The 12,108-nt window shown below is 43.1% G+C and carries 15 protein-coding genes; all 15 read right to left on the reverse strand.

Annotated features, from left to right (window positions below; genetic code table 11):
* Positions 1-27 precede the first annotated feature (27 nt).
* The 15 genes from ilvC to K1I56_RS09135 all read right to left on the reverse strand — a co-directional run bounded on the left by ilvC (position 28) and on the right by K1I56_RS09135 (position 11,919).
* Complete coding sequence (ilvC, locus tag K1I56_RS09065) at positions 28-1,050, reverse strand: ketol-acid reductoisomerase (RefSeq protein ID WP_003004157.1); 1,023 nt, start codon at positions 1,048-1,050, stop codon at positions 28-30.
* A 68-nt stretch (positions 1,051-1,118) separates the two neighbouring features.
* Positions 1,119-1,595, reverse strand: coding sequence for an acetolactate synthase small subunit (gene ilvN, locus K1I56_RS09070; RefSeq protein ID WP_003010242.1), 477 nt, complete (start codon positions 1,593-1,595; stop codon positions 1,119-1,121).
* On the reverse strand, positions 1,588-3,288 hold the full coding sequence (locus tag K1I56_RS09075) for an acetolactate synthase large subunit (protein WP_003004603.1): 1,701 nt from the start codon (positions 3,286-3,288) through the stop codon (positions 1,588-1,590). The genes ilvN and K1I56_RS09075 overlap by 8 nt, the downstream gene beginning before the upstream one ends.
* Before the next feature lie 188 nt (positions 3,289-3,476).
* The gene (locus tag K1I56_RS09080; RefSeq protein WP_049485788.1) at positions 3,477-4,076 is read right to left on the reverse strand and encodes a response regulator transcription factor; all 600 of its coding nucleotides are present in this window, start codon (positions 4,074-4,076) and stop codon (positions 3,477-3,479) included.
* A 1-nt stretch (position 4,077) separates the two neighbouring features.
* A complete protein-coding gene (locus K1I56_RS09085; protein WP_070587457.1) occupies positions 4,078-5,175 on the reverse strand; it encodes a sensor histidine kinase in 1,098 nt (365 codons plus the stop codon).
* A complete protein-coding gene (locus K1I56_RS09090) occupies positions 5,172-5,912 on the reverse strand; it encodes an ABC transporter permease (RefSeq protein ID WP_049483531.1) in 741 nt (246 codons plus the stop codon). The genes K1I56_RS09085 and K1I56_RS09090 overlap by 4 nt, the downstream gene beginning before the upstream one ends.
* Positions 5,881-6,798 (reverse strand): ABC transporter ATP-binding protein, encoded by a 918-nt coding sequence (locus K1I56_RS09095; protein WP_223325799.1) that lies wholly within the window; start codon positions 6,796-6,798, stop codon positions 5,881-5,883. Before K1I56_RS09095 ends, K1I56_RS09090 begins: the two co-directional genes overlap by 32 nt.
* Complete coding sequence (locus K1I56_RS09100; protein WP_223325800.1) at positions 6,785-6,982, reverse strand: hypothetical protein; 198 nt, start codon at positions 6,980-6,982, stop codon at positions 6,785-6,787. Before K1I56_RS09100 ends, K1I56_RS09095 begins: the two co-directional genes overlap by 14 nt.
* Positions 6,979-7,170, reverse strand: coding sequence for a hypothetical protein (locus K1I56_RS09105; protein ID WP_014712940.1), 192 nt, complete (start codon positions 7,168-7,170; stop codon positions 6,979-6,981). The genes K1I56_RS09100 and K1I56_RS09105 overlap by 4 nt, the downstream gene beginning before the upstream one ends.
* Before the next feature lie 135 nt (positions 7,171-7,305).
* Positions 7,306-7,860, reverse strand: a complete 555-nt coding sequence (locus K1I56_RS09110; RefSeq protein ID WP_070449821.1) for an SP0191 family lipoprotein — start codon at positions 7,858-7,860, stop codon at positions 7,306-7,308.
* Between the two features lie 283 nt (positions 7,861-8,143).
* Positions 8,144-9,808 carry a DAK2 domain-containing protein gene (locus tag K1I56_RS09115; protein WP_014712937.1) on the reverse strand — a complete coding sequence of 555 codons (1,665 nt, stop codon included), beginning with the start codon at positions 9,806-9,808 and terminating at the stop codon, positions 8,144-8,146.
* Positions 9,809-9,810: 2 nt separating this feature from the next.
* Positions 9,811-10,176 (reverse strand): Asp23/Gls24 family envelope stress response protein, encoded by a 366-nt coding sequence (locus K1I56_RS09120; protein WP_003004393.1) that lies wholly within the window; start codon positions 10,174-10,176, stop codon positions 9,811-9,813.
* A gap of 289 nt (positions 10,177-10,465) precedes the next feature.
* Complete coding sequence (gene rpmB, locus K1I56_RS09125) at positions 10,466-10,654, reverse strand: 50S ribosomal protein L28 (protein ID WP_001140948.1); 189 nt, start codon at positions 10,652-10,654, stop codon at positions 10,466-10,468.
* 118 nt (positions 10,655-10,772) lie between these two features.
* Positions 10,773-11,468: a LiaF transmembrane domain-containing protein gene (locus K1I56_RS09130; RefSeq protein WP_223325801.1), complete on the reverse strand. Its 696-nt coding sequence runs from the start codon at positions 11,466-11,468 to the stop codon at positions 10,773-10,775.
* 4 nt (positions 11,469-11,472) lie between these two features.
* A complete protein-coding gene (locus K1I56_RS09135) occupies positions 11,473-11,919 on the reverse strand; it encodes a LytTR family DNA-binding domain-containing protein (RefSeq protein ID WP_003004160.1) in 447 nt (148 codons plus the stop codon).
* Positions 11,920-12,108 lie beyond the last annotated feature (189 nt).

The following is a 12,108-nucleotide window of genomic DNA, read 5'->3' on the forward strand; positions in this document are numbered from 1 at the left end:
CCAACTTGCTTAGTCTTCTACAGACAATTAGTTGTAGATTTTGAAGGCGTCATCGTCGTTTTGACCAACGAATGGCATTGCTTTACGCAATTCAGCACCAACTTTTTCAATTTCAAGTTCTTCAGCTTGTTTGCGGAAGGCTTTCAAACGTGGGAAACCAGCATCGTGGTCTTCAACGAATTCACGTGCAAATTTACCTGATTGGATATCAGCAAGGGCAGCTTTCATGTTTTCTTTTACTTCTGGACCGATAACACGTGGACCAGTTACGAAATCACCAAATTCTGCAGTATTTGAACATGATTGACGCATTTTCTTGAAGCCACCTTCGTAGATCAAGTCAACGATCAATTTCATTTCATGAAGTACTTCGAAGTAAGCCAATTCAGGTGCATAACCAGCTTCTGTCAAAACTTCAAATCCAGCTTCGATCAAGCTTGTCAAACCACCCATAAGAACGGCTTGTTCACCAAACAAATCTTCTTCTGTTTCTTCTTTGAAGGTTGTTGAAAGGAGACCAACACGTGCTGAACCAACACCTTTTGCCCAGTCCATTGCGATGTCTTTCGCGTTACCAGTAGCATCTTGGTAGACAGCGTAAAGTGCTGGTACACCAAATCCTTCAGTGTAAGTACGACGTACCAAGTGACCTGGTCCTTTTGGTGCAACCATGAAGACATCTACGTCTTCAGGAGCTTTGATGTAACCAAAGTGGATATTGAAACCATGGGCAAAACCAAGAGCTTTACCAGCGCTCAAGTTTGGAGCGATTTCATCTTTGTAGATATCTTTTTGGATTTCGTCTGGTGCCAAGATCATGATGATATCAGCCAATTTAGTTGCTTCTGCAACTGGGTAAGCTTCAAATCCATCTTCTTTTGCTTTATCGAATGATTTACCAGGACGCACACCGATGATGACATCATGACCTGAATCACGCAAGTTTTGTGCGTGTGCATGACCTTGTGAACCATAACCGATAACGGCGATTTTTTTACCATCAAGTGCTGGTACTTTAACGTCTTTTTCGTATTCCATTTGAACTGCCATAAGTAAAATCTCTTTTCTATTATATTATTTGCCTTTTTAAGGCGGGGTTAACAATGTTAAGGTGAGAATTAATCTCGAGTAAATCCGGTTGCACCGGTGCGGGCGATGTTTTTAATCCCATAAGGTCGAATAACACGAATGAGGGCTTCGCTCTTTTCTGCATTTCCCGTCATTTGAACGGTAATCGAACTTGGGGCTACATCGACCACGGTCGCACGGAAAGGTTGAATAATGGCCAAGATTTCTGCTCGCTTCTCAGCAGGTGCAGAAACTTTCACCAGGATCACTTCGCGCTCCAAGTGTGGTTTATCAGTGATATCCCGGACACGGATCACATCCACTTGGCGGTTGAGCTGTTTGATGATTTGCTCTACTTCATCATGCGAAGCAACATCAATGATAATGGTAATCCGCGATACATTAGGGTTTTCTGTTGCGCCAACAGAGATGCTTTCGATATTGACTTGACGTCTCGACAAGACTCCAGTAAAGCGGTTCAGAACACCTGAGCGGTTTTGAAGTTTGGCTGTTAACATTCTACGCATTAAACTTCACCCCCAACATCTCATGATTACTCTTACCAGCTGGTACCATCGGCAAGACATGCTCTTTCCGAGAAATGTCTACTTCGATGAACATTGGTACATCTTCTGTGATGACTTCCAAATCCTTCTCAAGAGTTTCAGGATTATCAAATTTATAATTCTTGATCCCGTAAGCTTGCGCCATCAATTGGAAATCTGGAAGGCTATCAAAGACTGACTCTGACGTCCGACCATCATAGAAGGCTTCTTGCCATTGACGGACCATTCCAAGCGAGTGGTTGTTGAGCATAACGACCTTGATCGGAACCTTATAAATATTTAAGATTGCCAATTCTTGATTGGTCATTTGGAAACCACCATCTCCGACAAAGAGAACAACTTCTTTATCTGGATTGGCAATTTTCGCTCCGATAGCTGCAGGAACACCGAATCCCATCGTTCCTAGACCACCAGATGTTACCAATTGGCGCTCATTTTGGTAAGGATAGTATTGAGCTGCCCACATTTGGTGTTGTCCAACGTCTGTGACGACAATAGCGTCTCCCTTGGTCAACTCTCCAATGCGTTCAATCACAGCTTGTGGTTGCACAACCCGTTCCTTCTTATCGTAAGAACGAACCCGGTTCTTATCTTGGGTCACCTTTTCGATCCACTTTTCAGTGTTATTATGAACCGTTGGCTCTGCTAGCAACTGTTGCAAGGCTTTCTTTGCATCGCCAACCACAGGAATGTCGACAGCAATGATCTTACCAATCTCTGCAGGATCAATGTCGATATGGGCAACCTTAGCATTTTTAGCGAAAGTCTTTGGATTCCCTGTCAAACGGTCGTCAAATCGACAACCAACACTGATCATGAAATCTGTCTCTGTCATAGCGATATTGGCCGCGAAGGATCCGTGCATTCCTCCCATCCCTAGGAAAAGAGGATGACTGGTCGCAATCGTTCCTTGACCTAACAGACTGGTCACTACTGGAATCTGATAGCGCTCTGCTAGAGCAATCAACTCTTTTGCAGCTCCAGCGTAACTCACCCCACCACCAGCAAGAAGAACTGGTTTTTTAGCCTTACTCAATTGCTTCAAAATCTTTTTGATCTGCAATTCATTGGGTTCAATGGTAGGCTGGTAGCTTGGAAGCTTCACACTTGGTTCATAGATAAAATCTGTCTCTAAAGCAGACACATCCTTTGGAAGGTCAATTACCACCGGACCAGGGCGTCCAGTCGTCGCAATATGGACAGCTTCTGTGATAATTCGCGGAATATCTGCCGTCTCACGTACTTGATAGTTGTACTTGGTAATGGGCATGGTAATTCCCACGATATCCGCTTCTTGAAAGGCGTCTTTCCCGATCCCAGCACGATTGACTTGACCAGTGAAGACTAATAGGGGAACGCTATCGCTCATGGCATCTGCAATCCCTGTAATGGCATTGGTAGCCCCCGGTCCACTAGTGACGACTGCGACACCCAGCTTTCCAGTTGATTTAGCGTAGCCTTCAGCCTCATGCAAGCATCCTTGTTCATGACGACCCAAGATATGCTGGATACCCTCAAAGCTATAGATGGCATCGTATAAAGGCAAAACCGCTCCACCAGGATAACCAAAAATCGTGTCAATGCCCAAATCACGCAGGGTTTCAAGAACGAGCTCTGAACCGGTTTTTGCAGTTTCTAAGGTAATTTTCTCCATGTCTCTCCTTTCCAGTACTTTGTATATCAAATTAGCATGCTACTATCATACCATTTTTAGAAAATATTTCAAGGAAAAATAGTAAATTTTCTGAATTTTCTATCCAAATCCGAATAATGAGAGTTTTTCTAAAAATGCTAGGTCTATCAGAAAAAAAGTCCCTAGGAACTCCTAGAAACTTTTCTTCCTTATAACCAACCCTTTTCTTGGGCAATTTTTGCTGCCTCAGTCCGGTTTTCCGCATCCAATTTGGTCAGAATGGTTGACATATAATTGCGGATGGTCCCGTTTGAGAGGAATAAGCGATCAGCAATTTCTTGGTTAGAAGCCCCTTTTGCGACTTCTTTTAAAACTGCCTTTTCTTGAGGGCTTAGAGGATTGGGATGGGTCAAAATCCCTTCCATTAATTCAGGCGAATATTCTTTTTGCCCTGCTAATACTGCATGAAGAGTCGCCATTAAATCTGTGATGCGACGTTCTTTCAAGACATAGGCATCAACTCCAGCCTTGAGGGCCCGCTCGAAATAGCCCGGCCGCTTAAAGGTGGTAACGATGACAACCTTGAGCTGGGGTTGTTGGCTTTTGGCCCATTCCAACACTTCTAGCCCTGTTTTGATGGGCATTTCGATATCTAAAATCGCAATATCGACTGGATGTGTTTCGAGTAAACGAATGGCCTCTTGTCCATCGCCAGCCTGCAAGACATCTTCCACATCCTCTTGCAGGAGCAAGAGCTGGCAGAGCGCATCGCGCAACATACTTTGGTCTTCAGCAACTAATAAGCGCATCTTATTTCCTTTCTTGATAGGGGATCCGTATTTCTATCCGGGTCGGCTTGTGTTGATGACTGATCTCCAGCTCTCCTCCCAACAAGGCAATCCGTTCGCGAATCGAGTGCAGGTCTTTGTCAGAGACCTTGTCAAAGCCGATGCCATTATCTTCTGCGACCATTTCTACACCTGTTTCGGTGGAGCGATAAGAGAGAAGGGCCTGCGTCGCTTTAGCGTGTTTGATCATATTGGTAGCTAATTCCAGAGATACCATGGCCAGAGCAGATTCTAGAATCGGCGAGATGCTAGCAGTATCAAGCTCGTTTTGAATCTCCACTTTGATTTGAGCTACTTCCAGCATTTGCTTGACGGTTTCTAGCTCTCTTGCCAGGGTTCGCTGCTTCAGGTTCTCGACAATCTCTCGGACTTGGTGCATGGACTCTTGACTGATGGCTTGAATCTCTTGCACCTGTTCCTGGGCCTTCTCAACCTGACCCAATGCCAAGAATTGATCAGCTAGGTCCGCCTTGACACTGAGCATGGCAAAGGTGTGTCCTAGACTGTCATGCAGATCACGGCCAATCCGATGGCGCTCGTTTTCTGCCAGTAAGAGATTGATCTGGGCATTTTGCTTGGCATGGTCAGCTTTCAACTCTTCCATCATCTCCATCCGGACCATACTAAAGGTCATGATCGCGATAAACAAAGAGACGATCAGGACAAAAAGCCAATCATTTTCTCTCATCTCCCTATTAAATAACAAGGCTCCCAAAAGGATCAGTTGTGATAAAAAGGCCGTCCAAAGAAAGGGCGAGCGAAAATTGTGGACTCTAAAACGATAAACTAAAATATTGCTTAGATAATAGTAAAACCAACAAAAGCCTGTCCCAACATATAAGGTATTTCCACCTATGTAAGCCAATAGATAAATCCAAAAAATCCAGGTCAGTGTCCTATTTTCAACAATGAGGATTCCTAGATAGCTCATCATAAAGAAGATGGCTAAAAAGAAATGCCACCAGGGAATCTGCCCTAAGAAAATAGAAGCAAAGGGAAAGACCATAAAGATTAGGCCTACGTAAAACATATGGTGAATATGTTTGAGTTTTTCAATCATGAACGAACCTCAGAATGACGACGATAGACGATAACAAGGGCAAACAAGACCAGGGTAAACAAAGTTAAATAGACACTCGCAAAGACATTGACCTGCCCCTTGTTTAAAAAGGTCTTAATCAGTTCCATCAATTGATAGGTTGGTAAGCATTTGCCGATAGCTTGCATCCATTCTGGAAAGAGGCTAATGGGCATCCAAAGACCACCCATGACAGCCAGCCCCATGTAAAGGAGATTGCCCACAACAGACATCAATTGACTGGAAGGAAGCAGGGTCAAAACCAGACCGAGAGCCACAAACGCTAGACTTCCTAGGATGAGAATAAAGGCTGCTAAGACCCAATCCTGTAGGGGCATATTCACATGCCGCACCACATGGCCCACGGTAAAGACAACTCCAATCGATAGGAGAAAATCGACAAAGAGACCCACAACCTTTATTAGATAATATTCTACCATAGATACGGGGGTATGGCGCAAGACTTTTTGCCAATTATTGAGTCGATCGGTTTCAAGAACGGTTGGAAAAGAAAAGATAGCCGTAGACATCATAGAAAATGCCGTCATAGAAAGGAGATAATCCCTCATAAAGTGAGCAGGTGCTCCTGGTGTTTCCTGGTACATCCCTGAAAAGAAGAGATAAAAGGCCGTGGGCATCCCAATTGATAACAAGTAATAAATAGCTTGGCGACTGGTCAAATGCCACTCAACCACGCCGAGAGCTTTCATGCGTTTCATCTTCTCTACCTACTTCCTTTGTATTTTCAAAAATAGAATCCAATAAACTTCGATTGGTTACTTCGATTTCTTGGATCGAACATCCTTCTTCTTGTAATCGACTCCACAAACGATTAGCATCCCGTGTCACAACCTGAAGGGCATCGGGTTTAGCGACCACTTCACCAATGTCTTCCATTTCTGCCACTAGAGCTTGGTAGCGCAAGGGCAGGGTGAAATGTTTTTCTACCTCTTCGCTTCTCATAGCGAGAGGTGTCGTATCCCGAAGCAAATGCCCCTGATGCAAGACCAAAATTCGATCTGCCGTGTGCTCTACTTCCTCGATGTAATGCGAAGAATAGACAATGGTCACACCTTCTTCCTTTAAATGCCCAACAATCTCCCAGAAGCGTTGGCGAGTGGAAGTATCCATTCCCGCAGTCGGCTCATCTAAGAAAAGTAAGCTAGGACGACCAATCAAGGTTAGAACAAAGGATAAGAGGCGCTTTTGACCACCAGACAACTTACTAGCCAATTGTTTCTTTTGTTCTGAGCTAAAACGTAATAAATCATCAATTTCTTCCCCTGTTAAGGGGTGGGGATAAATAGAGCGAAAGAAGTTGATCAGTTCCTGCACGGTTAACTTTTGAACGATGGCATTCTCTTGAGGGAGATAGGACACACTAGCCTTTAACTGAGGATGACCAGGCGCCTTCCCCTCTACTTCAATAATCCCAGAAGTCGCCTTCATATCTCCCAGAAGACAGTTCATCAAGGTTGTTTTCCCAGCTCCGTTTGGCCCGATCAAGGCCAGACAATCCCCCCGTTCCACTGTGAAAGAAAGATCTTCTAGGATCACCTTTCCTTTGATACTTTTGTTCAAGTTCTCTACTCTAATGACACTCATAAGACTCTCCTTTCAACCAAATCTGGCCAGCTGGAATGATGACATAGACGACCAAGGTCACTCCCCAAACCGTTTGGAAAAACCAGCTAGGAAAATGGGCAGAAAACCAGCCCGTCATCATCTCAGTTGCCCAAAGGAGCAAACACAAAACAGCTACCAATCCAATTTCAAGTTTCTTTTTCATTGCTCCATTTCCTTTTTAACAGCCTTGATCATTTTCAATCCTTCTTGAACCGCCCAGCTCATGATGCCAATCCCAGCAAATAATTCCCAAGGAAAATGGTAATAGAGACTATCATCCTTTGAAAAGATCAAATAGACGACCATCCCCACCACTGTTAACGTAAACACTTTATAGAACCATTGTTTCATTTTTCCTTACCTCTTACTTTCTGACTATATTATAGCGAAAGAAAATAACAGCCACTAGATAATTTTGTCACTCGCTCACATGACAAAAGTCACTAAAAAAAGCCAAGTGACTTCACTCGACTTTTTCTATTCTTCTTACTGACCTTCTTCTTTCATGCCATGCAGTTTCAAGGCCTTGACCAAGGCATCTGCCTTCATGTTTTTCAAATCATTGAGACCAGCATCTTTGAAGTAAGAAATTTCTTCTAGAGACTTGGCATCAATTTGGTTGAGGTCAATCACACTGGTTGAGAGCAATTTCTTTTCTGGTGTGACTGTGTATTCCAAACTAAAACCGGGAACGGTTTTTAGCTTCTTATAGTCTTCATTTTGCTCCAGCAAAGCTTGAATGGCTGCCGTGAGCTCTTCAGGTGACTTCTCTGCTGCGATAGTTCTAAGTTGTTGGGGCAGATCAGCTGTCACTTCGATACGAAGGTTTTCAACCTTATCTCCCTTAGATTTGATGATATCCCGGTGTTTTGTTCCATTGATATCTCCTACTAAGGTTGTGGTTTTTTCTTCATTTTTTACTTCTTTTTTAACAGTGGAACTGCTAGATGAGCTAGCGGTTGTAGTTTTCTTCGTTTGGGATTGCGAACAACCAGTCAATACCAAAATGGCTAGCCCAAGGGTTACAAAAAATTTCTTCATTTTTATAACTCTCCTTTCACATACTGATACCAGTATAACATATCGCGTCTTTCTTGTCTAAAAACTCCACTTCTCAAACCATTTCCCCCTCTTTTCAAGCTCTTCAATTTGAATAAAAAACTGATGAATTTGAGACTTTTTGCAGAAACCCCTTTTTCTCACGAATAAAGCCTCAGTGGAGGGTTCACTTCAGTCTCAATCCCTCTGAATCACGCTGATTTCATAGGGAATCTCCTCGTTTTTCTATATACAAAAAAGGTTCCGAAAGGAACCTTCTGTTCAATTATTCTACACTAAACAAGTATGGGTAGACAGGTTGGCCACCTTGGTGGATTTCTACTTCTACATCTTCGTATTTTTCAGCAAGGGCTTGGGCCAATTCATTTGCCAACTCCTCACTGCCGTCTTCACCGACATAGATGGTCACAATTTCACTGTCTTCATCCAACATATGAGCGAATGTTTCTTCCAAGGTTTCCATCATATCTGGATTTGAAACAACGATTTTGCCATCGACCATTCCAAGATTATCATTTTCATGGATTTCAAGCCCATCAATAGTGGTATCGCGAACCGCTGTTGTCACACTACCAGACGCAACATCACCCAATGAAGCGCTCATGCGTTCGTAGTTTTCTTCGATCGACTTGCTTTCATCAAAGGCAAGAAGACTAGTCAATCCTTGAGGGATAGTCTTGGTCTCAACAACTGCTGCAGGTTGATCAATCACTTCTGCTGCAGATTGAGCCGCCATCAAGATATTTTTGTTGTTTGGCAAGATAATGATGTTGCGCGCATTCAACTCTTCAACCGCTTTGACAAAGTCTTCTGTTGATGGGTTCATGGTTTGACCACCAGAGATGATGTAATCAACTCCTTGCGCTTTAAAGATATCAGCCAATCCGTCACCAGCAACTACTGCGATGATGGCATATTCTTTTTCTTCAACTGGTTTGGCTTGACGTTCTTCTTTTTCAACTTGCGCTTCGTGTTGGTTGCGCATGTTGTCGACTTTCACCTTGACCAAGCTTCCGTACTTAAGACCTTCTTGCATGACAAGACCTGGATCTTCTGTATGGACGTGAACTTTGACAATCTCATCGTCATTCACCACCAATAGGGAATCCCCAAGGTTGTTCAAATAGTTACGGAATTCATCGTAATCGAAGTCTTTGACATAGGTTGGACCTTGTTTCAAAGCGACCATGATTTCTGTACAGTAACCAAACTTGATGTCTTCAGTAGCCACATGGCCAGCAACTGACTTGTGGTGTTCTGCATTGATCATTTCTGACATGGTTGCAGGTGTTGCTTGGAACTCTTCAGAAGCAATAAATTCACCTGTCAAGGCTGACAAGAATCCTTCATAGATGAAGACCAACCCTTGACCACCAGAGTCTACCACGCCAACTTCTTTCAAGACTGGCAACATATCTGGAGTCTTCGCAAGAGCAGTTTTAGCTCCTTCAAGAGCGGCACGCATAACTTCTACTGCATCGTTGGTAGATTCTGCTTTTTTCTTAGCCCCGATAGCTGCCCCACGAGAAACCGTCAAAATGGTTCCTTCAACCGGCTTCATAACAGCTTTATAAGCAACTTCTACCCCAGATTGGAAGGCTGCTGCAAGTGCTGCTCCATCCAATTCTTCTTTGTCTTTGACACTTTGAGAAAATCCGCGGAACAATTGAGAAGTGATGACTCCTGAGTTCCCACGCGCACCCATCAAGAGACCTTTAGCGAAGATCCCTGCTGCTTCTCCAACAGTTGATGCAGAACGGTCAGATACTTCTTTGGCCCCATTTTCGATGGTCATTCCCATATTGGTTCCTGTATCTCCATCTGGTACAGGAAAGACGTTCAAAGAGTTTACATATTCCGCTTGTTTATTTAAGCGCGTAGCCCCCGCTTGAACCATTTCTTGAAATAAACTTGTAGTAATATTAGCCACGATTATTCTCCCACAATCTTGATATTTTGAATATAGACATTCACAGTATCCGTAGTGATTCCAAGTTGATTTTCCAAACTAAATTTCACACGTTCTTGAATATTTTTTGAGACTTCGCTAATCTTTGTTCCATAGCTCAAAACAGTGTAAACATCAACTGCGATAGTTCCTGCTTCCGTTGTTTTGACAACAACACCTTTAGAGAAGTTTTCTTTCCCTAGGAGGGCTTGGAAATTATCTTTGATCGCATTTTTGCTGGCCATTCCAACCACACCGAAGATCTCAGTAGCGGCACCGCCTACAACAGTTGCGATAACCTCATCAGTCAATTCAATTTGACCGTCCTTTGTATTGATTTTTACTGTCATAATTTCTACCTCAAAAGTATTTTATATTCTATTTTACCATAAAAGAGATCAGCTGTAAAAGGGTAGGGATTATTCTTCTCCCGCTGTAACAGCTGTCTCTAGAGAAAAAGAAAAGGGAGTGGGAAAGAACTCCGATTCGTTCAAAAGAGTTCGTATTCCCACCCCCGCACAGTTGATTAGGAAGTACGAATGTTTCAAACATGAGTAGTTCCAATCAACCACTGCGTCATACTACTATTCCTATCAAAAAGCGAAGGCTGGACACTTTATGCCCAGCCTTCTTTCTTTATTAAACGCGTTCTACTTTACCAGATTTCAATGCACGAGCTGAAGCCCAAACTTTTTTAGGTTTACCATCGATAAGGACAGTTACTTTTTGAAGGTTTGGTTTTACGGCACGTTTTGTTTGGTTCATAGCGTGTGAACGGTTGTTACCTGATACAGTCTTACGACCTGTGAAATAACATACTTTAGCCATTTCTGTGTTTCCTCCTATTAGATCTAATATAACGGATGTGCTAGCACCACATACCGTACTATATTACCAAAAAAAATCTCTCTTGGCAAGCTTTTGGCCAAAGTTTTTCATTTCCGACTTAAGAAAACGAATTCGCTCCCACATAGATAATTTCCAGATTTCCTAAGGAGACATCGCCTGTAATGTAGAAATCCTTGCTAGTAAAAGCACTTGGATTTTCCTGATGTTGGATCGCTGAGAGGGAATTATCCACATGAACATGGACGCGCCAATCACTTGGTACATAGAGGCTCAGACTCCCAAGGGAAACATCGATAACAAACTGAGCAGAAGGACCCTCGATGCGGCAATTGTCAAAATAAACCGATGCTTCTCCCATACTCACATCTGCACTTCCGCGGGTAAAGTGTTGGTCATTGAGATATTTTGTCACTGTTGAAAAAGTGACATCAATGTCATTGCCATCCGACTTACTCATGGACCCAGCAGAATAGGAAGCTAGGCGGGCTTTTGTTTTCTTAGAGGGTTTAAACAAAATGTTGAGCCCAATCACAGCGAGAATTGAGGAAAGGATGACAACTGAATTTGAAACTGGGAGGAAATGGTATTGCCCATTGAGACAAAAGAGGGCTAAAAGTCCATAGATGAAGCCCCAACCAAAATGGCGTTTTAAGAAACTAGAGAGGGACAGGACGGCAAGCAAGGTAACCCAAGCTAAGGTCCAGATGCTGATGTCCCATTTTACAAAATAGCCCTGTAAAAGGAGTAAGGCTGCTAAAAGGATTAAGAATACTCCGATTAATTTTTTTCTCATGATATTACCTCATTTCATTTAGTCGTTCTTTTAAGAGTTGATAGTAGCGTCTGGATACGTGAACCTGCTTATGGGTCTGATAGAAATTGACCGTGCTGGTTCCTGAAAAAGACTTTTCTAGAGAATAGATCTGCTTTGCGTTGACAATGGTGGATTTGGATATCCGACAAAAGGCGATGGGAAGCAGCTCCTCCAACTCATAGAGCTTCTGCTTAACCTCATAGGCCTCGTCCTTGGTGTGCCCAAAAATCTTCTCCCCGTCCGTCTCAAAAAAGAGGATCGATGCCACATCTAGAAAATACTCACTTCGATCCTTGTAGAAGGCCAAAGGAGCAACCTTTTGTTCGAGGATTCTCTCTTGCAGCTGGGTCAACTCCGGGGTCAAGCGCGGAGCTCGAATCAAGATCTCAGGCTCGTCCATTGATGGATCCAATTCGATTCTAACTTTCATAAAACTCCTTTCCCAACGTTTTGATAGTACCATTATAACAGCTGTTAAAAACAAAACAAGGACTTTTCAGTAAGTGGCACATTTTCCCCATCAAGAGGTAGTTTTTGAGAAGTAAAAAAGAGAGTGGGACAGAAATCGGTAATTCGTTAGAATTCGATTTCGTCGTCCCACCTCCGCACAGTTGAGTAG

The organism is Streptococcus parasanguinis (genome assembly GCF_019929185.1).
GTDB lineage: Bacteria > Bacillota > Bacilli > Lactobacillales > Streptococcaceae > Streptococcus > Streptococcus parasanguinis_O.